Origin of the sequence: Glutamicibacter arilaitensis Re117 (assembly GCF_000197735.1) — a bacterium.
In the GTDB taxonomy this organism is placed as follows: domain Bacteria; phylum Actinomycetota; class Actinomycetes; order Actinomycetales; family Micrococcaceae; genus Glutamicibacter; species Glutamicibacter arilaitensis.
Genome location: NC_014550.1, coordinates 1124038 through 1148348 on the forward strand (window position 1 = coordinate 1124038; position 24311 = coordinate 1148348).

Genomic DNA, 24311 nt, shown 5'->3' on the forward strand with positions numbered 1-24311 from the left:
CGCACCTTGGGTCGTCATGATACGACAGCCCTCATTGAGCTGCTCGATCGCGACCCCGTCGCCAATATCTTCACCCGTTCCCAGATGAGCCTGCACCGTTCAGCCGTACCAGATGGGTTCTCCCACATCATTGGGCTGGACGGCGATGATGGTCTTGAATCGGCATGCTGGGTGGGCGCCAATTTGGCGCCCACCGCCATGCCGGCCGAAGACGCCAAGAGGTATGCGGCGCATGCCCTTGAATCCCGGCAGCGTTTCGCCTCGGTCTTCGGGCCGGCAGAAACCGTTTTGGCGATGCATGACGTTTTGCAAGGCGGTCAGCTAGAAATTTTCGACGTCCGTGATAATCAGCCGTTGATGGCGATCACGGAATGCCCGGCGAGTATTCGCCGTAACCAGCTTCGCCCAGCGCAAGTTCAAGAATTCGATCTGGTGCTGCCGGCCAGTGCTGCGATGTTTGAAGAAGAACTTGGCTACTCGCCGTTGGAAAACGGCGGAAGCTTTTACCGAAACCGAGTCCGGCAGCTCATCCGTGATGGGCATACCCTGATCGACTGCGATCAGCGGGGCAACATTATTTTCAAGGCTGATCTAGGCACTGTCACTGACAAAGCAGTCCAGATCCAGGGTGTCTGGGTTAACCCGAAATACCGCGGGCAGGGCCTCGCCGCCGGCTATATGGCTGCCACCGTGGACTATGCCAAGCAGTTCGCCCCAATTGTGAGCCTGTACGTCAACGATTACAATACCGCGGCGATCAAGACTTATCAGCGCATCGGTTTCGAGCAGGTCGGCACCTTCGCCACGATCCTGTTCTAGCACTTGCCCTCCGGGTGATTGTCTCGAAGTTTTCTTAATTTGCGTGAAGTGCGTCAGGATCTCTTAGACTCGTAGGTATTGCAACCACAGGCAGGGAGAATTGTGCCAGCAGTATTTACCGGCAAGAAGATCATGGCGGTGTCCTGCGTATTCTCCGTACTGCTCTTGGCTTCCTGCTCAGAAGATGGTCCAATCGAAGGCAACAACAGTAATTCCACGGCGGTAGTGCTGGATGCAAAGCAGTTGGAGACTGAATTGCAGGAGTTCGCTGAATCCATGCCTGAGGCCAAGGTGTTCGGGGACAAAGCGTTGCGTTCCAGCATTCCAGCTGCACAGGACTGGATGGAAAACATTGAAGTGAATCCCAGCAAATGCGGCGTTACTTTTGCCGCGCCTATTGCCGAGCAACTGGAAAATGCCACCATGGGCGCTATTGAATATCCCGGCGGTTACCTGACCGTTGCCCTATTCAAGGACGAAGAAGTCCTGAAGGAACAATGGCAGGCCAAGAGCGAAGAAAGTTCAGGCTGCTCCCGCTATACGGTGAAATCCGGAGATGAATCCCGCGCCTACCACCTGGCTAAGCAACCTGTAGATACCCAGGCCGCGCTGAACGAAAGCTATGTAGTGACCAGCAGCGACGGCTCAACTACAGAACAGCAACTTATCGTTCGTTCGGCCAACTCGAACGTTCTTATCGGGCTGCAAGAGAAGCGGAAATCCGGGACAGCTGCCGAACAAGTTTCATCAGCAACCGTGGCTGTGCAAACTCTCCTGGGCCAACTCAATCAGTGACCGGCGCCAACCTCCCAATGCAAGCCCCGGAGAAAACAACAGAAAGACCGAGATGACTAAGCGTTTGACCCTATGGACTTTGCCGATTGCCTTCATGCTGGCTGTAACCGGCTGCTCTGCAGAACAAAGTTCGGAAAGCACTGATAGTGCAAGCGGGCAAGCACAGTCGCAAAAAGCATCCCCACCGGCGGGAGAAGGCAAGGCCGGAAAATTGTCGGGGGAGCAGATTGAAGCCATCGCCAAAAATCTTCTCGACGGAGACCAAGCAGTACAGGTCATTGGCAACGCGCAAATGCAGCAACAACTGAAAATCGCCAAGGAAGCGGATCTGCCCAGCGGAATCAAGCCGGAAAAATGTGCTGAGCTGAACGCCAAGTACACGGTGACCGATTTGACCGCATCGGTATCGGCAACGGCAACCAGTTCCTCGCAAGCCGTCGGTAAAGTTGTGCAGATATTCGCTTTGACCGATGACGCTACCCGCCACAACATCTCGAAGGCCTTGAAGCTTGATGACCTGGAGGGCTGTGAAAAAGTGAAGTTGCAGCTCGGTGGCGAGCAGATCGAAGCTGAACGACAGATCCTGCCACTGGATGTCAAAGCCGACCAGTCGTTGACCATGTCTACCTCGATGGATGCAGGCGGTGGACAAACTTTGACTTCGGTAGCTGTGCAGGCCTTGAAGGGTGACAAATTCGTGTTGGTTACCTTGCAGACCGGAACACAGCAAGCAGCCGAGCTGTCCGCCCAGGCAGTTCAGCTGACTGATCAGGCATTCGCTGGGCTTGAAGCGGCACAGTAGCTTCTATCCGATGACAGCAGTTCCCCTGAGTGCGCGGTGGTTTAGCAACAGGTAGCAGTACCGCGGCCATTCGAATCAAGGCTCTTCTAGTCATAATAAAATCCCCGGCGATGGAATCATTTCCAACCCGTCGGGGATTTTTCTGCGCGCAGGGGGAAGAATCTCGTTTGACTGGTGGATTCCTGGGGCTCTGTACAAGGGGCTAAACTTTTGACCCTTCAAATTTAAAGTTGGTACTATTCAATTCGCTGTAACACTCCTTGGTAGTGCTTTTATTTCCAACATATTGTGAAATGCTGTAACTGGCTATCCAACCACAACGTGAGGAAAACACCATGAAGAAGCGTTCACTCTGGGTGCTGCCTGTTGCAGCTGCCTTTGTCTTGGCCGGTTGCGGCTCTAACGCAGGAACCGAAGCAGAAACTGGCTCGTCCGAAGCTCCTCAGCAGTAGGAAAGCACTGGCGTCCCGGCATTGAGCGCTGAGCAGGCCGCTGCAGTTGCCAAGACTTTGGGTGGCGAGGGCGAGAATGTGCAGGTATTGGATAGCGAAGCGCTCAGCGGCTCGTTAGAAAGTGCCAAGGGCCTGATTGATCAGATGGAGATCAAGCCTGAAAAATGCGCTGAGTACGTCTCCCAGCAAGGAACCCAGGATCTTGAGGGTATCAATATGGCTGTAGCGATCGAGGTGAATGCAACTGGTGAGAGCAACAGCTACTCCGTGGCCGGCTACGAGGATGCCTCCAAGTTGGATACGGTCAAGAAGATGATTGATGCCAAGGACTTGCAGGGGTGCGATGAGTTCGCGATGAGCGTTGCGGGCCAAGAGGTTTCCGCTTCCGCCCAGATCCTTGAGGCCGACTCCGATGCTGACTCGACCATCGCGACGCACACGGCTGTGGTGATGAACGGAACTGAAGTACCTGGTGGTTCGTACCAGATTCAGGGTGTTGTAGGCGAGAACGTGGTTTCCGTTTCGCAGACCATAACTGCCGAACAAAGCGGCTCTTCACAGATGAGGGTGTAGTTGAGGTCTGAATCCGCCGGACTCGAGCAGGGATCTGGCGATGTAGTTGGTCAGGTTGCGGAAGCCCAGGGCCGAGCCGCGCAGGTGCTCCAGGCGTCCGTTGATCGCCTCTGTGGGGCCATTGCTGGTGCCAGGCCGCTCGAAGTAGGCCAGCACGTCGGTGGCGCGAGCCTTCAGGGTCCGACCGAGCTTGCGCAACTCGTCCAGCCCGGCGGGGACGTCTTGGCTGACGGCGTCGATGAGCGCCTCCATCGCCGCGCGGCCGAGGGATCGGTCCTTCTCGCGGTAGGCCGCGATCATCCGCTGGTAGATCCCCCAGGTCGCCTCGACGGGCACGTGCTCCTCGAGCACGAACAGCTCCTGCAGGCGGGTCTGCTGCTTGTCGGTGAGCAGGCCCGCGCCGGTGTGCAACGTTCTACGCGCACGGTAGAGCGGGTCGTCTTTGCGGCCGCGGTGCCCGTGCAGTTCCTGCTGGACTCGGCGTCGGCACTGGTCGAGGGCATCACCGGCAAGGCGCACGACGTGGAAGGGATCCATCACCGCAGCCGCGTCGGGCAGTTCCTCGGCGGTGGCGCTCTTGAACCCGGTGAAGCCATCCATCGCGACGACTTCGATGGCCTCACGCCATGCCTGAGGGCGAGCGGCGAGCCACTCCTTGAAGACTCGCTTGGAGCCGCCAGACGTGCTCGTCGACGCCGAGCACGCGGACGCCCTCGAAGCGGTTCGGGTCCTCGATCAGGACGCGTGTGCCCTGGGCCAGGACGGCATCGTTGGCGGTGTTCCACGCAACCCCGAGCCCCTCAGCGACCCGCGCGACCGTCAGGTGGGCGATGACGATGCCCTCCAGCGCCCACGCCAGCCCTCGCCGGGAGAGCTTCGCGCGTGGCTCGGCCGCCAAAGACGTGTCTTGGCGCCACACGTGGCCGCAGCCGGTGCACCGGTAGCGGCGGACCGTGACCTCCAACGTCGTCGGACGCCACCCCAACGGCTCGTGGGCCAGCCGGCGGACAACCGTGCCGCGCGCGGTTCCTTCACAGCCACAGCGTCGGCACCAGCGGTCGGGTTCGACGACTCGACAGGCCAGGACCGCACCGGCGGGCTCGAGGCGCTGACCGGTGGCCTCAAGGCCGAGCTCATTCAAGCGGCAGAACATGGTCAGGTCAGGGTCGGTGAAGGTAGCGTCAGGCACGTCGAGGTCTTCCAGATGGGCAGTGTGAGAACTTCCATCATCGGAAGGCCTCGATGCCTACCCGGGCAGCGCCACGCCGTTCGATCCTTGACTACGCGCTACACCCTCATCTGTGAAGAGCCAACAAAGCGACGATGAAGCCGTGAAGGCTCTCGTTGAAGAACTGAATAAGGCCGTTGAAGAGGTCAAGGCCGCGGCCAAGTAAGAACTCAACAGTCAATCTAAGCCCTTCCTGTTCCCAGAACCGGAAGGGCTTTGACGTCTTTGAACAGCAGAACGCTTCCCAAAGATGCGCAAACCGTGGCATTCTCAGTAAATGACTCTGGAACATGGGATAACGCGCGAGCCCATACAAGCTGCCTTGACAGCCGGCGAAGACCCGGCAAGCAAAGTGCGCAGTCTCAAGAACCTGTATCAGCATTGGGCTCAGGGCGCTAGCATCCCGGAACTGGTACGTCCCGTAGTGGCCCGCTCATGGTCGCGTGCCGGTTCGCTAGGAAAAGGCATCGTGCCGCTGGATTCTGCGGCCATCGGCGAACGCAGGGAGTCCAATCAAGAACTCAACGGACTGGTAGGGCTCTTCAGGGACCGTTTGCTCTCCATGGCCACGCAAGCCGGAAACCAACTGGTGATATCTGACCAGCAGGGCTATGTGCTGTGGGTCCATGGCCCCTCGACGGTACGGCGCCGCAGCGACGGCATTGGATTCATCCCCGGGGCGCGATGGCGCGAAGCCGATGTTGGAACCAATGGAATCGGTGCCGCCATGGCCGAAAGGGCGCCAGTCCAGATCTTTGGTCCCGAACATGCCCGCGAAGAACAGCATTCATGGGTCTGCACCTCTGCGCCGGTCATCAATCCTTGCACGACGGGCTTGGTTGGCACGATTACCCTGGCAGGATCTTTCCGCACAGCGCACCCGCATTCGCTGGCCCTGGCCACATCCGTGGCCCGAGAGGCCGAATCCATGCTGCGCGCCGCACATGCATTGAAAATGCAGCATCTGGCGCTGAGTGCCGCAGTGCCGAAGGGTGAATACCTGCTGGTGGATGCACAGGGATCAGTGGCCGCCGCCCATGGGTATAGCGTCGGTTCCCGCGTTAGCTTGCCGCGGTCCATGAGCGAAGGGCAGAACTGGATCGCAGGAGTGGGACTGGTCGATGCGCGCAGCACCGCTGGAGGCTGGGTGCTGCTGCGAACCCAAGAGGATGCCAGTTTGGAATTGATCGCTGGAACAAATCCGCAGGCCGTGGTGCATTCGCCCAGCGGAGCAACTCGCATTCCGCTCAGTGCAAAGCACTGGCAGATCCTGGCTTTGCTCGCTTCCTGCCCGTCTGGGGTAGCACTGCAGGAATTGCAACAGCTGTGGCCAGCTGGAACGCCCAACGTCACCATTCGCGCTGAAATCTCCCGGCTGCGCTCTAAACTGCATGGGCTGATCGTTTCCCGCCCCTATCGTCTGGTTGTGCCGGTGCTGCCTTAACCCCATCTGGAGTGCAACGTTTTGCAACGCTTCTTATTTGTGGCGTGGATCATAGTATTGCTCTCACGCGGCCTCCCGTCGCATAGATTCTCCTCCGGCGATGAAGTGAAGTGATGAGCATGTCCAGCAATGAACTACAAGCACAAGCCCAAGCTTGGGCCACCCAGTTGCAGCAAGCCTTGGAAGTGGGTGACGTGCAAAGCGCCACCGAGCTCTTTGGTGATGAATGCTATTGGCGGGATCTGACCGCACTGACATGGAACTTGCACACCAGCGAAGGCAAAGAGGACATTGCCAAGATGCTTCTGGGTATAGAGCGGGGCGCTTGGCCCAGGAACATCCAGGTGACCAGCGCGGCAGATGCTGACGGGGTCATTGAAGCCTGGTTTAGTTTCGAAAACGACCGGATGGAAGGGCTAGGGCTCTTCCGGCTGCGCGATAACAAGTGCTGGACCCTGCTCAGTACCGCACAAGGGCTGCGCGAGTTTCCGGAACCAGCCGGGCTCCGGCGCGAACTCGGCGCGGAGCACGGTTCGTCAATGAGCAAGGAAAACTGGCTGGATCGGCGCATTGCGCAGCAGCAATCGTTGGGCATTACCGAGCAGCCCTACACGCTGATTATCGGCGGCGGTCAAGGCGGCATCGGTCTGGCGGCTCGGCTCAAGCGCATGGGAGTGCCCGCGCTGGTCATTGACAAGCATCCGCGCCCGGGCGACCAATGGCGTTCGCGCTACCACTCCCTGGCCCTGCACGATCCGGTCTGGTACGACCATATGCCGTACATCGAATTTCCCGACCACTGGCCAGTCTTCACGCCCAAGGACAAAATGGGGGATTGGCTCGAAAGCTACACCAAGCTCATGGAGCTGGACTATTGGCCGCTGACCGAGGCTACCAGCGCCCGCCAGGATCCAGAAAGCGACGGGTGGATCGTTGAGGTTCAACGAGATGGCGTCCCATTGACCCTGCGCCCTACGCAATTGGTCCTCGCCACCGGCATGTCCGGAATTCCCAACATCCCGCAGTACCCCGGTGCCGAACAGTTCACCGGGGAGCAGAACCACTCTTCGACGCATCCGGGCGGTGAACGCTACGCAGGCAAGAACGTCGTGGTGATCGGCGCAAACAATTCCGCACACGACATTTGCGCCGACCTGGTGCAAAACGGGGCCCATCCCACCATGGTCCAGCGCTCCAGCACGCACATTGTGCGTTCTGAATCGCTGATGAAGCACGTACTTGGCGGACTGTATTCCGAAGAAGCGCTCGCCTCCGGAATCGACCACAACAAGGCAGATTTGATCTTCGCGTCGATCCCGTACAAAGTCCTGCCCGAGTTCCACAAACCCGCCTTTGCGCAGATCCGCGAACAAGACGCTGGGTTCTATCAGTCCTTGGAGAATGCAGGATTCGACCTGGACTTTGGAGACGACGACTCCGGGTTGTTCCTCAAGTACCTGCGCAGAGGCTCGGGCTACTACATCAATATCGGAGCCAGCGAGCTGGTAGCCGACGGATCCATCGCCCTGGCCAAGGGCGAGGTCTCCCATTTGACCGAGAGCTCCGTCGTCCTGGCAAATGGCACGCAGCTGCCGGCCGATGCGGTGGTCTACGCGACCGGCTATGGGTCGATGAACGGATGGGCTGCGAAGCTGATTTCGCAAGAAGTCGCAGACGAAGTGGGCAAATGCTGGGGCTTGGGATCTGACACCGCCAAGGACCCCGGCCCATGGCAAGGTGAACTGCGCAACATGTGGAAGCCCACCAAGGTCAAGAACCTGTGGTTCCACGGAGGGAACCTGCACCAGTCCCGGCACTATTCCAAGTATTTGGGGCTGCAGCTCAAAGCCCGGTTTGAAGGAATTCCGACACCGGTCTACGCGCTCGCCGAAACCCACCATCGCGCCTAACCAGGCCGCTGCTTGGCGAGCAATGGCACTAGCGGACCCGGAAGATCATGCAACTTTGCAGATCCTCCGGGTCCGCTGTGCATCAGCCGCGTGGTGGCCACAAGGCTTTATCTCGAAATTCTTTTGAAATAGAGTGGCCTGAATACCTCTCCCAACTTGAAATGAATGCAATGAAAATGCGCGCACTGCCGGTGAATTCAGCGATCGTTGCCTTCACCCTTGGGGCGGATGCACCGGCCGGCAATGTTCGGCCTGCTCTGACTTCTGCTCCAAAGGCTCCCTGCGCTCCAAGGTCATTGGCTGATCACGCCGTGGGCGGCGCGATCCCTCGCGGACAGCGCGCGTGCACCGGTTGCATGGGGAGCAAGGAATCGGGTTTCGGCCAAGTGGGCGGGAAAATTCCACACCATGCGATCAGCTTTTTGTTGAATCCGTCTCAACGGCCACCACCCCGAGAGGCTGCAGGATCAGTCGCATTGGCTCGAATCCCAGAGACCGGAATATCAGCCATATCTGTTGCAATCCCGGGGCTGAACAGGAAGAAACCGCGTCGCTGGGGCAGCAATGCACGAAGAGACTCCCAGTGGTAGCGGGATTCAGGACGGCCGCCATGTAGCCAAGGCCACGAATTCCACGGTGCGAAAGCACCTGAACTATCGCAACACGATCCCGCTAATGCCCTTGAATTTATTGGGAAGTCGTGGGAAGCGGTAGCATTGATCCAGGCCGGCTTTGCGGCCAAAACCCATTTGATTTTGCATAGCTAGTCGGCACCCGAAAACGATTCGGGAGTCGACGGACGGAAAAGGACACCCCGAGTGGTTTTGAAGCTTTCCACTACCTTCTTGCGCACCTTGCGTGAAGATCCGGTTGACGCCGAAGTCGCCAGCCATAAGTTGCTGGTACGCGCTGGTTACATCCGTCGTGCGGCCCCGGGTATTTATACCTGGTTGCCGTTGGGTTTGAAGGTCCTTGCGCGAGTTGAAGCTATCGTTCGCGAGGAAATGAACGCTATTGGTGCACAGGAAGTTCACTTCCCGGCACTGCTGCCACGTGAACCTTATGAGCAGACCGGACGTTGGGCTGAATACGGCGATGGCCTGTTCCGCCTCAAGGACCGCAAGGATGCGGACTACCTCCTGGCTCCAACCCACGAGGAAATGTTCACGCTGCTGGTTAAGGACCTGTACAACTCGTACAAGGACCTGCCGGTTTACCTGTACCAGATCCAGAACAAGTACCGCGACGAAGCACGCCCACGCGCTGGCCTGCTGCGCGGCCGTGAATTCATCATGAAGGATTCCTACTCCTTCAACATCGATGATGAAGGTCTGGATGAGGCCTACATGGCCCACCGCGGTGCGTACCTGAAGATCTTCGAGCGCTTGGGCCTGGAAGTTGTTCCAGTGTTCGCTCAGGCAGGTGCCATGGGCGGATCCAAGTCCGAAGAATTCCTGCACCCTACCGCTATCGGCGAGGACACATTCGTGCGTTCGCCAGGCGGCTATGCTGCCAACGTGGAAGCCGTCACCACCGTGGTGCCAGAGGCTATCGAGTACACCAACGCACCGGCGTTTGAGGTACTCGATACCCCTGATACCCCAACCATCGAGACCTTGGTCGCAGCAGCCAATTCGCTGCGTCCACGAGAATCCGGTGCTTGGGAAGCCAAGGACACCTTGAAGAACGTGGTTCTGGCTGTCATCGATCCAGAAGGCAACCGCCAGCTGGTCGTTATCGGTGTACCAGGTGACCGCCAGGTCGACCTCAAGCGCGTTGAAGCAACGGTTGGCATTGCACTGGACATCACCGGTGAAGTCATCGTCGAGGCAGCGAACGCCGCAGATCTGGCCAAGCACCCAGAACTGGTTGCCGGGTACATCGGCCCAGGCAACGGCCTGGATAACGCTGTCCTGGGTACCGAAGGCACCAGCGGCATCACCTACCTGGTTGATCCTCGCGTGGTTTCGGGCAGCTCGTGGATCACCGGCGCCAACGAAAAGGGCAAGCACGTCTTCGGCCTGGTGGCAGAACGCGACTTCAGCTTCGATGGCACCATCGAGTCGGTCAACGTGGTTGCTGGCGATCCAGCACCGGATGGTTCCGGCCCGCTGCGCACCGAGCGCGGCATCGAGATGGGACACATCTTCCAGCTTGGACGCAAGTACGCTGAAGCGCTGAACCTGAAGGTCCTGGATCAGAACGGCAAGCAGACCGTGGTGACCATGGGCTCCTACGGCATTGGCGTAACCCGTGCGGTCGCAGCGCTGGCTGAGGCATACCACGACGAGAACGGCCTGGCCTGGCCAAAGCAGGTCGCCCCGGCCGACATCCACATCGTGGTTACCGGCAAGGGCCCGGAGCTGCTGGAAGCTGCCGAGAAGCTGGCTGGCCAGTTCGAAGCCGCCGGCAAGGAAGTCATCCTCGATGACCGTCCGAAGGTCTCGGCCGGCGTGAAGTTCTCAGACGCAGAACTGATCGGTATTCCAACTATTGTCGTTGTGGGCCGCGGCCTGGCTGACGGTGTCGTCGAGGTCAAGGACCGCGCCACCGGCGAACGCCGTGACGTCAACGTCGAGAACGTCGTTGCTGAACTGACCGCCTAGGCCGAAACAGCACACAACTGAATAGGGAGCAGCGCGGTGCAAGAGATCCTGGAATTCCTCTCCGTCAACGGCGAACCCGTCTCCATCTGGCCCTTGGTCCTCCTGCTTTTGGCGGCCTTGGGTGCGGGATGGATCGACGCGGTGGTTGGCGGAGGCGGCCTGATCCAATTGCCCGCGCTGCTTCTATTTCCCGGTGTTACCCCGGTCCAGGCGTTGGCAACCAATAAGCTGGGGTCCATTTTCGGCACCACGACCAGTGCCGTGACCTACTATCGGCGCACCAGTCCGGATCTGAAGACCGCTATCCCAATGGCCATAACTGCGATGGCAGGAGCCTTCGGCGGAGCCGCGTTGGCCACGATCCTGCCGGCTGAAGCCATCCAGCCGATTATCATCGCGGCATTGATCGCGGTGCTGCTTTTCACCATTCTCAAGCCCAAGGCGGGGGAGCTGTCCCGGCTGCGCTACACCGGTCGTGCGCATTACCTGCGGGCGATCATGATTGGCCTGGTCATCGGCGGATACGACGGCATGATCGGACCGGGCACCGGTTCATTCTTGATCATCGCGATGGTCACCGTACTGGGGTACAACTTCCTGCAGTCCTCAGCCAAGGCCAAGATCGTGAATCTGTGCACCAATATGGGTGCGCTGCTGCTCTTTGTTCCGACGGGGCACGTGCTGGTGGGGCTGGGGCTTGCCATGGGCGTGATGAACATGCTCGGCGGCTATCTGGGCGCACGCATGGCAATTTCCAAGGGCAGCGCCTTCATCCGCATAGTCTTTGTAATTGTCGTTTCCGGTCTGATCCTCAAACTCGGATCGGACTTGATTCTGGCCGGCCGCGCGTAGCTAGCGGCCGTTGACTGCGGAAATATTGACGGGCCGGTAACCGGCATGGTTCCTGACCCGCTGCGGTTCCATTGCATGGACCACTGAACTTGTTGGCATCTGGGCAATCCTGAAGGTCAAGAAGCTGGAGCCCACGGCCATTTTATAGAGTTCTCCGATGCTGGTGTGCTCTTCTAGCGGATCTTCGACCTTCAACGCCGTGCAACCAATGGCAACGTACAAGAACCACAACTCGTTGTCTTCGGGATTGAACGTAGCAACAAGCACCGGTGGCTGGTGTGCGGCCACAAGCGACATCACATCCTTGACGATTTCTTCGGGTTGCGCGATCACAATCGGCATTCCCTGTACCCACCCGTGCGCGCTGAGTTGCTCGCGGCCCTGGCGCGAACCGATTGCTTCGCTAACCAGTTCAGCTATCTTCGAACGCATGAATCGACCTGGCATTATCCAACCTCCAATTGACGACCTAGCTGCATATTGATATGGCGGGCACAGTTCAAAATCGGATTCGATAACCTAAACCCGACCGGCGCGTTAATCCTCTAACGCCGACCAGAGAATGTTAATTTTTGGGTATGCGAAACCCCGAGGTCACCGATAAAGAACGCCAACAGCTCAAAGACTACAAAAACACCGCACCACACAAGCTCGTCGTGAAGAAAGCAGAAGCTTTACTACTGCTGTCTGCTGGTGTTGATCCGGTGATTGTTGCTGACTTCGTGGACCGTGAACCTTCCACGTTGGAGGACTGGGTCCGAGACTGGTGCACGCAGCGCATGGCGTCCTTGTTCACTGGTCACGCGGGAAATCTGAATCGAAGCTTCTTGACCGCGGAGCAAAAAGAAGCCGTGGAACAGGTGCTTTCCCAGCCGCCGGGTGATGAGTATTTGCCGGCGCAGTTCTGGGATGTTCCTAAACTAGATCGCTGGTTATCGACTACGTTCAACGTTGAGTATGCTTCGCCCACGTCGTATCAGTTCTTGTTGCGTATGGCGGGGTTGTCTTTTCATAAGCCGGAGAAGTTTGACCGGCGGCGAGCCGATGACAAGCTCATTGACCAGCGAATCAAAGAGATCCGGGAAGAACTCGCGGTTCCTTTGGCTGATGAGGATACGTTGGTGTCCGCTGCGGACGAGGTACGTATTGATCAGGAAGCTGTGGTGCGGCGGGCTTGGTATGAGAAGAATACGAAAACGGTGTTGCAGGTGGACCGGCAGAAGGCTTCGCAGTCGTTTATTGGGTTCTTGGATCAGAACACTGGGCAGTGTTTGACGTTGAGGTTGGATTGGCAGAATAGTGCCACGATCTTAGAGGCGGTGCAAACCTTGGTGGGGTTGTATCCGGGGAAGAAGATCGTGATTGTGTGGGATAACGCGACGTGGCATAAGAATCAGTTGCTGCGTGCTGAACTGGGCCTGGGGCAGTCGTTACGGGATGTTCATTTGATCAATTTTCCGCCGTATGCTCCGGATCATAATCCGATTGAGCATGTGTGGAATGATGCGAAGAACGCGATTAGCAATGTTCAGCGGGATGATTTTGAGTCGACGGTGACGGCGTTTGAGGCGCATACCCGGTCGCGGTCGTTTGATTACAAGATTTGAGGGTTGGCCGACCGTTTTTGAAATAAGAGAGCCATAGTTCCTCAATAAAGTGGCGGGAAGCGGAGAATTGCAATCCGAATCTTCGGATTGAAAACCAAACCTCGAGCACTTGTAATTCACGATAAACCTTTTCCCTGAGAATTTCGAGGGCAGGGAAATTGGAGCGTCATTCATTTATCGCTGCAGTCATTGAAATAAGGAGTGGAAATTTATCCCCTAAAATTTAAGTTCGTTTCCGAATTCTAATATACGCATGTGAAGTACCAGTTTTACGAATCTTCGGAGATGGGACTGCATGAGCAGGAAAAGCATCCCATGGACCTTGGAACTTCGTGGCAGCTTTGAAGGTTGGACTGATTCCCCGGTGGATAAATAGTCCTTGTGATTATTTTGTAATAATTTTTTGTGACCACTAAGCATTCAAGGCCGGTCGCTTCGGGTTTATTCTCCGGCGGCGGCGTTTTTCAGTATGCGGTTCGCTGGATCGGAGCTGTGCAGAGCTTGAACGACGCTAAAGGCTGTAGCGGAGATCTGTGTTCCGGCCTCTCCATCGGTATTTCCTGCCGCGATGACCAGCGCATCGGCGAAATCCTGCTCGGCGCCCTGGGCTAGCGCAGCTAAATTGGCTAAACCATCTTCCGGCAGGGCATAGGCAGGTTCACGCAGATCCGCGCACTGTCCATCAACAATGCTACGCAGAGCGTGAAGCTGCCGGCCCAATTCACTACGTCGAGCCTCAATGGCATCCTTGGCTGCATCCGCCCCGCGGGCGGCCTTGAGCTGCAACAGGAAATCAAGTGCGTAGCCACGATCCAAAGCCCGGGCTACTGCCGTTGGCTCGATGTTCTGCGCTTCGGTGATCTTCTTCGCCGGATCCAGCAAAGCGGCATCGGGCAGGCATGCTACCGGTTGATCATTCTGATCTGCTTCACCCGAGACTTCGCTCAGCGGCAAGGCCAAGCCGAGATCCTGTTCTTCGCCAAGGGCGGCGACGGTGCCGCGCGCATCGAGATTAATTTGGAAAGCTATCTGAGCCAGCATCGAGTCCCTGCCAAGTTCGGCCTGGGAAAAATCAGGCATCGAAGCGGACACGGCACTGACCTTCGAAGCAAGCTCAACCACTGCTTCGGGGGAGTAGCTTTGCGCAAGTGCTACGGGCTGCTGATCATCGAAGCGCAACTGGCCCAGCAGAGCCGAACCCTGAGATAGGGAACTTGCCAACGCAGCCACGCTCGACGCGGATTCCCCCGGAGCCAATTCGGCTAACTTCCGGGCTTGGGAAGCCAGATCCTCCAGCTGTGTGCCCAGCTCCCACATCGTGCGTTCATCGTCGCTGGCCTCGTTGACAGTCTCGGGCAGTCCACGCTCAACCAACGCACTGCGAAAGACTGTGCTGCCGATGCCCCAAGTCACTGCCGCGACTAGCACCCCGGACAAAACTGGAGCGATCCAGCCTGGAGCGCGGCGTACAGACGTTGTGGTGCGAGAAGGCGAATGCGGCGATTTTTCAGTCATAGCGATTCGATCATGCCATGCTCAATGCGCAGAAATGGGGCAAGTACGGTGCTGCGCGCCACGATGAAGGGAAATTGGGCGTGAGTTCCTTCACCTGAGACCGTTTAGATGTTCTCAATGAGCGCAACGCAATATAGGCTTAACGGACAACATCGAATAGCGTGGGAGGATATCCATGACCGGAATGCCGGCCGATACCGAACAGGAAGCGCAGCGCCTGACTGCATTGCTCTCCAAGGAAGTAGAATCCCACGGGCTTCTCTTAGAAGAAGTGAGCCTGCGTCCCTCCGGCAAGCAGATGATCGTGCAGATCATTGTCGACAAGGCCGACGGACATGAATCGCTGAACCTAGATGAACTCGGTGAAGTTACCACCACCATCTCCAACGCCCTGGACAAGGATGCCGTCTACGCGTCGGCCGCTCCATATGAGCTCGAAGTTAGTTCCCCAGGTCTTTCCCGCCCGTTGACCGCCCAGCGCCACTGGATCCGCGCCATCAACCGCATGGTCAAGATTTCGCTGGCCGACGGCACGAAGCTTCGTGGACGCCTGCTTGAGGTCAACGACAGCGACGTTTTGGTTGCTGAACACCGCGAGCCGGCCAAAAAGGGCATGAAGGTCAAGGTGCTTGATCCTGCCACCCATGCCTTTGAAAATATCCGTAAAGCTGTTGTCGATCCAGAACTGAACTTCGATGACGCACTATTAGACACCATCGATACTGAAGATTTGGAGGGCTAAGCGTGGATATTGATCTGAATGCGCTGCGCATCCTGGAAAAAGACCGAGACATCCCAATGGATGTCCTGATTCCAACCATCGAGTCCGCCCTGCTGCTGGCTTACAACAAAACCGAAGGCGCAATGCCCGGTGCCCGCGCACACATTGAGCGCAGCAACGGACACGTAGCGATCCTGGTTGAGGACCGTGACAATGCAGGCGTGCTGCTGGGCGAATTCGACGACACCCCGCACGGCTTTGGCCGTATCGCGGCATCGACCGCCCGCCAGGTAATCATGCAGCGTTTGCGTGAAGCAGAAGACGCACAGGTTGTTGGCGAATACGCAGCCCGCGTTGGCACCTTGATTTCCGGTGTAATCCAGCAGGGCTACTCCTCGCACATGGTGCAGGTCAAAATCGGTGATCTGGAAGCACTGCTGCCACCAGTGGAGCAGTCCCCGGGTGAGAAGTACCAGCACGGCAACCGCCTGCGCGCCTACGTTGTGTCCGCAGAACGCGGCAACAAGGGCCCGGCAGTGACCCTGTCCCGCTCGCACCCGAACCTGGTTCGCCTGCTCTTCGAAATGGAAGTTCCAGAAATCGCCGACGGCACCGTTGCCGTTGAAGCACTGGCACGCGAAGCTGGCCACCGTACCAAGATTGCCGTACATGCAACCAAGGCCGGCGTTAACGCCAAGGGCGCTTGCATTGGCGAAATGGGAACCCGCGTTCGTGCAGTGATGAATGAACTGAACGACGAGAAGATCGACATCGTTGACTACAACGAGGATCCAGCGAAGTTCATCGCAGCTGCCTTGTCCCCATCGAAGGTCATCTCGGTAGAGATCCTGGATGCAGAAGAACGCCGTGCCCGCGTGGTTGTTCCTGACTCCCAGCTCTCGCTGGCCATCGGCAAGGAAGGGCAGAACGCCCGCCTGGCCGCGAAGCTCACCGGCTGGCGCATCGACATTCTCGCTGCGTCCGGCGGCAAGGAACCACAGCTCTAAGGAGCTCGTGGTATAAATCCAGTTCAGCGTATTGGCCGCCTAGCTTCGTGTGAGCCACAACTCATGCGTGCTATGGCGTTCAAACGCGCTAGACTAGTAGTTGGCTCGTAATAACTTGGGAAGGTGGGGACGGCGCTCGCATGAAGCTGCATCAGCAACGCACGTGCATTGGCTGTCGAACCGTAACCAGTAAAAATGAGCTGATCCGTTGGGTCTTGAAAGAAGGTGCACCGCTGCGCGCGGTGAGCCTGGACCAACAAGGTTCCGCCTCCGGGCGGGGCACTTGGACCCATGGAACACAAAAGTGTGTGCAGCAAGCAGTGCAGCGTCGGGCGTTCGCGCGGGCTTTCAGGTCCGCGGTAGACGATTCGCAGGTACTGCAGGAATTCACTGCATACGAAGATCAGCTGGCAGGAAACCAGCTATCTGGCAAACATGATGAAAGCGGGTCAGAAATCTGATGGCAACCCGATGAGTCGGCAATGCTGAGCGCACAACGATGAACAATCAGTTCTGCGTGATCCACCGTGCGACGGAAGAATTTCACGAATTACACAGCTGATCTGCCAGACCGCTGATCCTAAGATTTATCTTTTGATACCGGGGTTTGAGCAGATCACATCGACACAGGAGAGATGTGGCTAAACCCCGCGTTCACGAGCTCGCGAAAGAGCTCGGAATCACTTCAAAAGAAGCACTAACCAAACTGCAGGACATGGGCGAATTCGTTCGCTCGGCATCCTCGACCGTTGAACCACCAGTAGCGCGCAAGCTGCGCGATGCATTCCCAGGTTCCAACGGCGCCGCTAAGCCAGCAGCTGCGAAGCCAGCCGCTGCCAAGCCAGCAACCCCTGGAGCACCAAAGCCTGCTTCCAAGCCAGCTGCCTCGGCTCCGAAGCCTGGCTCCAAGCCAGCTCCGGCCGCGCCAGCAGCCCCTGCAGCACCAGCTCCAGCTGCGCCAGCTGCGCCAGCTGCGCCAGCTGCGCCAGCTGCTCCAGCTGCTCCAGCAGCTCCAACCGCGAAGGCAACCCCCGGTGCACCATTGCCGGGCGCAGCCCCAGCACCGAAGCCAGGCGCCAAGCCAGCTCCAAAGCCAGGTGCACCACGCCCAGGCAACAGCCCGTTCTCGTCCCAGCAGGGCATGCGCGGCGCTGAGTCCGGCGAACGCCGTGGCGGAGGCAACCGCGAAGGCGGTCGTGCCCCACGTCCAGGCGCACCACGTCCAGGCGGTCCACGCCCGGGCAACAACCCATTCTCATCGCAGCAGGGCATGCGCGGCGAAGGTGGCCAGGGCGGTCCTCGCCCACCACGCGACGGCCAGCGCAGCCCACGCCCAGCACGTGACGGCCAGGGCGGTCCACGCCCACCACGTGACGGCCAGCGCGGTCCACGCCCAGCAGGTGCAGGTGGCCCACGTCCAGCAGGCCAGGGCGCACCACGCCCAGCCGGCGCAGGCGGCCCACGCCCAGGTGCCGGTGCAGGAACCACTGCAACCCCACGCATGATGCCTAACCGCACCGATCGTCCAGCGCCAGCAGGTGGCGGACGTCCAGGTGCAGGTGCCGGTGGCCGTGGACGCCCAGGTGGCGGCAACGGCGGCGGTACCGGTGGCGGCTTCCGCCCAGGTGCACCACGCGGTCGCGGTGGCGTTGGCGGTGCTTTCGGCAAGGGAGGCGCCGGTCGCGGCAAGCAGCGCAAGTCCAAGCGCGCAAAGCGCCAGGAATTGGAGCAGATGAGTGCTCCGTCATTGGGCGGCGTGAATGTTCCACGCGGCACCGGTGACACCGAGATCCGTCTGCGCCGTGGCGCGTCGATCACCGACTTCGCTGACAAGATTGGTGCCAACCCGGCAGCACTGGTAACCGTACTGTTCCACCTTGGTGAAATGGCTACCGCTACCCAGTCGCTTGACGAGGCAACCTTCGAGGTCCTGGGCGAAGAGCTGGGCTACAAGGTACTTGTCGTCTCCCCAGAGGACGAAGACAAGGAACTGCTCGAAGGCTTCGGCCTGGACCTGGAAGCCGAACTTGAGGCTGAAGGCGAAGATGTGCTTGAAGAGCGCGCCCCAGTGATCACCATCATGGGCCACGTTGACCACGGTAAGACCCGACTGCTGGATGCTATCCGCAAGTCGAACGTTATCGAGGGCGAGCACGGCGGCATCACCCAGCACATCGGTGCTTACCAGATCACCCACGAGCACGAAGGTCGCGAACGCGCAATGACCTTCATCGATACCCCGGGCCACGAGGCGTTCACCGCCATGCGTGCCCGTGGTGCCGAGGTCACCGACGTGGCCGTACTGGTTGTTGCAGCCGATGATGGCGTCATGCCACAGACCGTGGAAGCACTGAACCACGCTCAGGCTGCTGGCGTGCCAATCATCGTCGCAGTGAACAAGGTCGATAAGGAAGGCGCCAACCCTGACAAGGTCATGGGCCAGCTGACCGAATACGGCTTGGTTCCCGAGGAATACGGTGGCGACACCATGTTCGTGAAGGTTTCGGCACTGCAGAAGCTGGGTATCGACGAGCTGCTGGACGCTGTCCTGCTGACCTCCGACGTCCTGGAGCTGAAGGCCAACCCAGACAAGTCCGCTCGCGGCGTTGCCATTGAAGCGAACCTGGATAAGGGCCGCGGTTCGGTTGTTACCGTCCTGGTCCAGTCCGGTACCCTCTGCGTTGGCGACACCATGGTTGTGGGCACCGCCCACGGCCGCGTGCGTGCAATGTTCAACGAGAACGGCGAAAACCTCGACGTGGCACTGCCATCGCGTCCGGTACAGGTCCTGGGCATGTCCTCGGTCCCACGTGCAGGCGACGGCTTCTTGATCACCGAAGACGAGCGCACCGCCCGTCAGATCGCTGACAAGCGCGAAACCGCAGAGCGCAATGCAATGCTGGCCAAGCGCCGTAAGCGCATCACGCTGGAAGACTTCGATAAGGCTGTTGCAGACGGCAAGATCGATACCCTGAACCTGATCCTCAAGGGTGACGCTTCCGGTGCTGTCGAGGCACTGGAAGACTCGCTGATGAAGATCGAGGTTGGCGACGACGTGCAGCTGCGCGTGATCCACCGCGGTGTCGGTGCGATCACCCAGAACGACGTCAACTTGGCTACCGTGGACAACGCCATCATCATTGGCTTCAACGTCCGCCCAGCCGAGCGTGTGGCAGAACTGGCCGATAAGGAAGGCGTTGACATGCGCTTCTACTCGGTCATCTACTCCGCCATCGACGACATCGAGAATGCGCTCAGGGGCATGCTCAAGCCAGAGTACGAAGAAGTGGCCCTCGGTACCGCCGAGATCCGCATGGTCTTCCGCTCGTCGAAGTTCGGCAACATTGCCGGCTCGATCATCCGCTCGGGCACCATCAAGCGCAACACCAAGGCTCGCCTGGTACGCGACGGCAACGTCGTGGGCGACAACCTGGCGATCGACTCGCTGCGCCGCGAAAAGGACGATGTCACCGAGGTCCGCGAAGGCTTCGAATGTGGTATCGGCCTGGGGTCGTTCAACGACATCAAGGAAGGCGACATCATCGAGACCTTCGAGATGCGCGAAAAGCCACGCGACTAATTGCCGACAAGCAATTAGCAGTGTGACTCACTGATTCGTGGGCGCTTGACCGATAAGCTTTGGTCAAGCGCCCACGAATTTTGAACCATTAGGAGAAAACCATGGCTGATTCAGCCCGCGCCGCACGCCTGGCTAAGCGCGTACAGGTCCTCATGGCCCAGTCGTTGCGCACCGTCATCAAGGACGAGCGCATCGACAACGTCACCGTGACCGACGCCCGCGTCACCAACGACCTGCAACACGCTACGGTGTACTACACCGTCTTTGGCGATGACGAGATGAAGAAGGACATCGCAACCATGCTGGAAAAGCGTGGCGGTGCCCTGCGCAAGGAATTGGGCCGCAACCTGACCATCCGCCTGACCCCGACGTTGGCTTTCGTAGCCGATGAGATCCCAGAGGGTGCATCGCACCTGGAGGAACTGCTGGCCAAGGCCCGTGAGAAGGACGCCGAGGTTGCAGCCCTGCGCGAAGGCAAGGACTTCGCCGGTGACCAGGACCCGTACAAGAAGGACGAGGACGCCGAAGAAGCCTAAGGGCTTGTGGAGCCGGCCTCTGCCTGGAACTACGCCCCGGCCAGCACGCACTGCGTGCTGGCCGGGGCGTTGTGCATTAATCCCGGTTCCCCTCACAGCGAAGCGCTAATCCTTGCCGTACTCTGGTCGCCGCACCCACGGTGGGATAGCGTGAGCAGAAACCATCGGATCCGATCAAAGGTGCAGTCAATGCCAGAATTCACCACCACGCTCAGCGCTGTTGTCGGGAACAACGTGGGCATCATCGTTCCTGATGACATCGTGTTCGGGTTTGGCCGCGGCAAGCGCGTGCCGGTCACCGTCTGCATCGACGGGGACTACACCTACCGCAACACCATTTCTTCCATGCACGGGCAGTTTCTGATTTCATTCAACGCCGAGACGCGGACGGCCACCGGCAAGGGCGCCGGCGATGAAATCAGTGTGAAACTCGAACTGGACGAAGAGCCGCGCACCGTCGAAGTGCCCGAACCGCTAGCGGTGCTGCTCGCCGCCGAGCCGGAACTGCTCGATGCGTGGAACCAGCTGTCCTACAGCAAGCAGCGAGGCCATGTGGATCCCATCATTTCGGCCCGTGGCGAGGACACCAGAACGCGCCGGGTGGAGAAAGTCATCAAGACGCTTCGCACGAATATAGGGGAAGATACACGAGATTAGTAAGCAGCGGTAAAGAAGCCGCTGCCCTCAATAATGGGTTCTGTCGCTGGTGAGAATGCGACTTGAAGCTGGCTGATTGAACTGCCCGCTTTGAAAATGAAGAAGCTTCCGGATATTGAATTACACAACCAGATTTGGAAGACGCCGCATAGGCAACAGCAAAGCCCTGCCAGGTTCGCCTAGCGGGGCATTGCTGCGCCCTGCCACGGTCAGTAATCGGGGAACAGCCTGGCTAGGGCCACCTCTGACCCTCGTTGATTGAAGTGAGGTAAGTTCCGTTCGAAGTGCGGGTATACGACCGAACCGAAGGATCATAATTGGGTTCACTTAGCAGTTGAGCGTTCGTGCTGTCTCATGGCGTTAGCGAGATATCAGTTTTCTGTGGACCAAGTTTTGCTCAAAACTCACCGGACAGAACTATCTCAAGGGGAGAACGAAGACAGCGCTGTCGCGTTGGGTCAGCGTCGGTGGCATCGTGAGCTGCAGGCGGTACCAGAGCTAATCCCGTGGAACACGCAGATGCCTAGTCTGAATCGCCCTGATGCCGATCCAGATGCGGACGCAGGTCTTCCAGGGCGCTTTTAAGCCGCGCGAAATTTGCGGCGCCGATCAACTGCGCCCAGCGGCGTTCGATGCCCTGTTCAATACCGCGAGCGGCCTGCTGGGCGGCCAGTCCTCGAGTAGTCAGCAGTACGCGTTGGGCGCGCGCATCGCTGGGGTCCGGCTGCCGCAGCACCAGGCCGGATCTTTCGAGCTCCTTGAGCAGATAGGCCGCGCTTTGCTTCGTGATTCCAGCGGCGTCTGCCAGTTCCGTGAGCCGGCTGCCCTGCTGGGCAATGCGCGCTGCCAGTCGGCCCTGCGCCAAGGTGAATTGGAAGCCTTGTTCGTGCAGGGCTGTGGCGATTTCCTCTTCGAAAGCACGCTGGGCAATGAACAACAAAGTTCCGACCGAAAGTTGTTGAGGGGGATCCATTGACATAGTAGTCAGAATACCTGACTGTTTAGTCAGAGTCACTGACTGCTTTGGAGGATGTGTGGGCGATGAACGAAGAACAGATCTGGGAAGCCATTATTGAGCAGCGCCTGCAGCTGGCAGAAATACTGCGGACGCTGGGTCCGGAATAATAGGGAAGTCCATGGCTGTGCGATGGGTGGACGGTGCAAGACATTGCGGCACATGTCATCAGTGCCCCGCAGCTAACCGGCGGTGCCATGCTTAACCCAGGACATCGTGCGTCCGCTGTCAATCGAGCACAGCATGCCACCGGAGGCAGCCACCGAAGTGGCCCACCGGCTTGCCCGCACCGGAATAATGCTGGGCAGCCGAGCAATCCTCAAGAGGGTGCGCATGAGCGCAACTGACGTCCAATACAACCAGGGCACCGGTGAAGAAATCTCCGGGCCGATTGCTGAACTGGTCATGCTGCGCGCTGGAAGAGCACCTCGCTGGGACCAGCTGGAAGGAGCCGGCGTGGAGCTGGCCCGGCAGATGTGGCTTAAACGCCAGCGGCATTCTGCCTAGCGCAACGTCAGTGGAACGAGTTGCCGGTATGCTCACTGCACCGTGAACTGCAGACGCTGCCAGCCGCTGGCGCCATTGGGCACCGGGTTGGCTTTTTCGCTGGTCTGCAGCTGTCCTTGCGCGTCATAGGCCCGCACTGTGGCTGAATGCATGCCGGGGGCAGCATCTTTCCACGCGAACCGCCACTGCCGCCAGGTATCCACCGAGGCCTCGGCTGCCAGCTCGGCATCTTCCCACGGAGAGTCATCGATCTGCACCTGAACGCGCGAGATGCCCCGGGTCTGCGCCCACGCGGTTCCGCCCAGCACCACTTCGCCGGCAGGGACCTTGGCGAACGGGCGGGGCGTGTCGATCCGGGAGGACATCTTGATTGGACCGCGCTCGGACCAGCCACGGGTAGTCCAGTAGGCAGCCTTGTCCTGGAATCGGGTGACTTCCAAATCCACCACCCATTTGGTGGCCGAAACATAGCCATACAGGCCCGGAACCACCATGCGCACCGGGAACCCGTGCTCAAAGGGCAACGGTTCGCCGTTCATGCCGATGGCCAGCAGCGCCATCCGGTCATCGGTCAGGGCCTGGATCGGAGTGGAAGCACTGAAGCCGTCATGCGAGGCCGAGAGAACCATGTCAGCCCCGTCCTGCGGCACCGCACGCTCAAGCAATTTGCGCAGCGGATAGCCCAGCCACTTGGCATTGCCTACTAGATCGCCGCCAACAGGATTCGAGACGCAAGTCAGCGTCAGATAGGTTTCCACCAGCTCTTGGTTCAGCAGTTCGTCGAAGCTCATGGTGAATTCGTTCTCCACCATGCCGTGAATTCGCAAGGACCACTGTGCCGGGTCGATTTGCGGTACCGAAAGGGCTGTATCGATTCGGTAGAAATTCTGGTTCGGAGTCACGAATCGGGGCATATTTGCCTCAGCAACCTGAACCCCAGCGGGCAGGGCTTTTGCCTTGGTTCGGGCTGCAGGCAAGCGTAGTGCCTTTCGTGCAGCATCGGCCATGTTGCGCGAAGCGGAGAGGGATGTCGAAACGCCGGTAGCAATGGCAGCGGCAGCCAGCGACAAGGCTGAGCTGAGCAAGAAAGTTCTGCGGCTAGGGCCGTGGCTGCCGGCATCTTCGCCTGGACGTGCTGCAGTGGCTGAGGCCAGCCGGTTGAGCCACTGCAGAACACCCATGCCGGCAACCGCGCCGAGCACCGTCGGCAGGACATCGATCAGGCTGGTGGAGGCACGAGTGACCACAGCGCTTGCCATCACCACGGCTAGACCGATAATGGCGGCGCAGGCCAATGCGAAACTTCGCTTGGCCAGAAGCCCGACCAACACGGACAGTGCCGTTGCCACCACACCTATGGAAATGAACAGCGCCAGCTTGTCGTTGGTGCCGAAAGTTGCAATGGCGAAGTCCTTGAGCCATGGAGGAGTCAGATCGATGATGGCCGAGCCCAGGGCGAAAAATGGTGATGAGGCGCTGTTGAAAAATGCCGAGGCGAATTGGGCGACAGCGAACATGACTGTCGCTGCACAGAATCCAGCCACCGCGTGGAATACGAGAACTCTGCTGTTGCGTTTCTTGGAAATGCCCACTGCCACTCACCTCATGCGTTGCGATCCATGTTCCCCTGCGGAATACAGGGGAACAACCACTCATAGTGTTTTCGGAACAGGCAGCGCTGCGGA

At 58.9% G+C, this 24311-nt stretch carries 20 protein-coding genes and 1 pseudogene; 16 read left to right on the plus strand and 5 right to left on the minus strand.

Annotated features, from left to right (window positions below; all coding sequences use genetic code 11):
• Window positions 1-6: 6 nt before the first annotated feature.
• The 4 genes from AARI_RS05630 to AARI_RS05645 all read left to right on the plus strand — a co-directional run bounded on the left by AARI_RS05630 (window position 7) and on the right by AARI_RS05645 (window position 3441).
• A complete protein-coding gene (locus AARI_RS05630) occupies window positions 7-819 on the plus strand; it encodes a GNAT family N-acetyltransferase (RefSeq protein ID WP_013348363.1) in 813 nt (270 codons plus the stop codon).
• A gap of 102 nt (window positions 820-921) precedes the next feature.
• A complete protein-coding gene (locus AARI_RS05635) occupies window positions 922-1614 on the plus strand; it encodes a hypothetical protein (protein ID WP_013348364.1) in 693 nt (230 codons plus the stop codon).
• 52 nt (window positions 1615-1666) lie between these two features.
• Window positions 1667-2416 (plus strand): hypothetical protein, encoded by a 750-nt coding sequence (locus tag AARI_RS05640; protein ID WP_013348365.1) that lies wholly within the window; start codon window positions 1667-1669, stop codon window positions 2414-2416.
• A 473-nt stretch (window positions 2417-2889) separates the two neighbouring features.
• The gene (locus AARI_RS05645) at window positions 2890-3441 is read left to right on the plus strand and encodes a hypothetical protein (RefSeq protein WP_013348367.1); all 552 of its coding nucleotides are present in this window, start codon (window positions 2890-2892) and stop codon (window positions 3439-3441) included.
• On the opposite strand, the pseudogene AARI_RS05650 reads toward AARI_RS05645, so the two are convergent.
• Window positions 3424-4630: pseudogene (locus AARI_RS05650) on the minus strand (ISL3 family transposase). The gene AARI_RS05645 and the pseudogene AARI_RS05650 overlap by 18 nt on opposite strands.
• A gap of 316 nt (window positions 4631-4946) precedes the next feature.
• Here AARI_RS05650 and AARI_RS05655 point away from each other — a divergent pair.
• The 4 genes from AARI_RS05655 (at window position 4947) to AARI_RS05670 (ending at window position 11481) form a co-directional block, all read left to right on the plus strand.
• Window positions 4947-6113: a helix-turn-helix domain-containing protein gene (locus AARI_RS05655; RefSeq protein ID WP_013348369.1), complete on the plus strand. Its 1167-nt coding sequence runs from the start codon at window positions 4947-4949 to the stop codon at window positions 6111-6113.
• Between the two features lie 119 nt (window positions 6114-6232).
• Window positions 6233-8023, plus strand: coding sequence for a flavin-containing monooxygenase (locus AARI_RS05660; protein ID WP_013348370.1), 1791 nt, complete (start codon window positions 6233-6235; stop codon window positions 8021-8023).
• Window positions 8024-8841: 818 nt separating this feature from the next.
• Window positions 8842-10629 (plus strand): proline--tRNA ligase, encoded by a 1788-nt coding sequence (locus AARI_RS05665; protein WP_013348372.1) that lies wholly within the window; start codon window positions 8842-8844, stop codon window positions 10627-10629.
• Window positions 10630-10665: 36 nt separating this feature from the next.
• Complete coding sequence (locus tag AARI_RS05670; protein WP_013348373.1) at window positions 10666-11481, plus strand: TSUP family transporter; 816 nt, start codon at window positions 10666-10668, stop codon at window positions 11479-11481.
• On the opposite strand, the gene AARI_RS05675 is transcribed toward AARI_RS05670, so the two are convergent.
• Window positions 11482-11913, minus strand: coding sequence for a hypothetical protein (locus AARI_RS05675; protein WP_013348374.1), 432 nt, complete (start codon window positions 11911-11913; stop codon window positions 11482-11484).
• A 140-nt stretch (window positions 11914-12053) separates the two neighbouring features.
• Here AARI_RS05675 and AARI_RS05680 point away from each other — a divergent pair, with 140 nt between their 5' ends.
• Window positions 12054-13088, plus strand: a complete 1035-nt coding sequence (locus AARI_RS05680) for an IS630-like element ISAar31 family transposase (RefSeq protein ID WP_013348375.1) — start codon at window positions 12054-12056, stop codon at window positions 13086-13088.
• Between the two features lie 441 nt (window positions 13089-13529).
• Here AARI_RS05680 and AARI_RS05685 read toward each other — a convergent pair whose 3' ends face one another.
• Window positions 13530-14603: a hypothetical protein gene (locus tag AARI_RS05685; protein ID WP_013348376.1), complete on the minus strand. Its 1074-nt coding sequence runs from the start codon at window positions 14601-14603 to the stop codon at window positions 13530-13532.
• 175 nt (window positions 14604-14778) lie between these two features.
• Here AARI_RS05685 and AARI_RS05690 point away from each other — a divergent pair, with 175 nt between their 5' ends.
• The 6 genes from AARI_RS05690 (at window position 14779) to AARI_RS05710 (ending at window position 21104) form a co-directional block, all read left to right on the plus strand.
• Entirely contained in the window at window positions 14779-15345 is a 567-nt protein-coding gene (locus tag AARI_RS05690; protein WP_013348377.1) for a ribosome maturation factor RimP, read from the plus strand.
• 2 nt (window positions 15346-15347) lie between these two features.
• Complete coding sequence (nusA, locus tag AARI_RS05695; RefSeq protein ID WP_013348378.1) at window positions 15348-16331, plus strand: transcription termination factor NusA; 984 nt, start codon at window positions 15348-15350, stop codon at window positions 16329-16331.
• Window positions 16332-16471: 140 nt separating this feature from the next.
• A complete protein-coding gene (locus AARI_RS20400; protein ID WP_013348379.1) occupies window positions 16472-16792 on the plus strand; it encodes a YlxR family protein in 321 nt (106 codons plus the stop codon).
• A 176-nt stretch (window positions 16793-16968) separates the two neighbouring features.
• Entirely contained in the window at window positions 16969-19911 is a 2943-nt protein-coding gene (gene infB, locus AARI_RS05700) for a translation initiation factor IF-2 (RefSeq protein ID WP_013348380.1), read from the plus strand.
• Between the two features lie 101 nt (window positions 19912-20012).
• A complete protein-coding gene (gene rbfA / locus AARI_RS05705) occupies window positions 20013-20447 on the plus strand; it encodes a 30S ribosome-binding factor RbfA (protein ID WP_013348381.1) in 435 nt (144 codons plus the stop codon).
• 189 nt (window positions 20448-20636) lie between these two features.
• A complete protein-coding gene (locus AARI_RS05710) occupies window positions 20637-21104 on the plus strand; it encodes a YdeI/OmpD-associated family protein (RefSeq protein ID WP_013348382.1) in 468 nt (155 codons plus the stop codon).
• 523 nt (window positions 21105-21627) lie between these two features.
• Here AARI_RS05710 and AARI_RS05715 read toward each other — a convergent pair.
• Complete coding sequence (locus tag AARI_RS05715; RefSeq protein ID WP_013348383.1) at window positions 21628-22083, minus strand: MarR family winged helix-turn-helix transcriptional regulator; 456 nt, start codon at window positions 22081-22083, stop codon at window positions 21628-21630.
• 369 nt (window positions 22084-22452) lie between these two features.
• Between AARI_RS05715 and AARI_RS19845 the strand changes: the two genes are divergently transcribed.
• Window positions 22453-22626 carry a hypothetical protein gene (locus AARI_RS19845; RefSeq protein WP_162094121.1) on the plus strand — a complete coding sequence of 58 codons (174 nt, stop codon included), beginning with the start codon at window positions 22453-22455 and terminating at the stop codon, window positions 22624-22626.
• Between the two features lie 32 nt (window positions 22627-22658).
• Here AARI_RS19845 and AARI_RS05725 read toward each other — a convergent pair whose 3' ends face one another.
• Window positions 22659-24143, minus strand: a complete 1485-nt coding sequence (locus AARI_RS05725) for a molybdopterin-dependent oxidoreductase (protein ID WP_013348384.1) — start codon at window positions 24141-24143, stop codon at window positions 22659-22661.
• Window positions 24144-24311: the final 168 nt, after the last annotated feature.

What these genes read in the sequence shown, in the direction of transcription:
- AARI_RS05640 (WP_013348365.1), top strand. Translation starts at nt 1,667, where the DNA reads ATGACTAAGCGTTTGACCCTATGGACTTTGCCGATTGCCTTCATGCTG.
- AARI_RS05655 (WP_013348369.1), top strand. Translation starts at nt 4,947, where the DNA reads ATGACTCTGGAACATGGGATAACGCGCGAGCCCATACAAGCTGCCTTG.
- AARI_RS05660 (WP_013348370.1), top strand. Translation starts at nt 6,233, where the DNA reads ATGTCCAGCAATGAACTACAAGCACAAGCCCAAGCTTGGGCCACCCAG.
- AARI_RS05675 (WP_013348374.1), bottom strand. Translation starts at nt 11,913, where the DNA reads ATGCGTTCGAAGATAGCTGAACTGGTTAGCGAAGCAATCGGTTCGCGC.
- AARI_RS05685 (WP_013348376.1), bottom strand. Translation starts at nt 14,603, where the DNA reads ATGACTGAAAAATCGCCGCATTCGCCTTCTCGCACCACAACGTCTGTA.
- AARI_RS05690 (WP_013348377.1), top strand. Translation starts at nt 14,779, where the DNA reads ATGACCGGAATGCCGGCCGATACCGAACAGGAAGCGCAGCGCCTGACT.
- AARI_RS20400 (WP_013348379.1), top strand. Translation starts at nt 16,472, where the DNA reads ATGAAGCTGCATCAGCAACGCACGTGCATTGGCTGTCGAACCGTAACC.
- rbfA (WP_013348381.1), top strand. Translation starts at nt 20,013, where the DNA reads ATGGCTGATTCAGCCCGCGCCGCACGCCTGGCTAAGCGCGTACAGGTC.
- AARI_RS05710 (WP_013348382.1), top strand. Translation starts at nt 20,637, where the DNA reads ATGCCAGAATTCACCACCACGCTCAGCGCTGTTGTCGGGAACAACGTG.
- AARI_RS05715 (WP_013348383.1), bottom strand. Translation starts at nt 22,083, where the DNA reads ATGTCAATGGATCCCCCTCAACAACTTTCGGTCGGAACTTTGTTGTTC.
- AARI_RS19845 (WP_162094121.1), top strand. Translation starts at nt 22,453, where the DNA reads ATGAGCGCAACTGACGTCCAATACAACCAGGGCACCGGTGAAGAAATC.
- AARI_RS05725 (WP_013348384.1), bottom strand. Translation starts at nt 24,143, where the DNA reads ATGTTCGCTGTCGCCCAATTCGCCTCGGCATTTTTCAACAGCGCCTCA.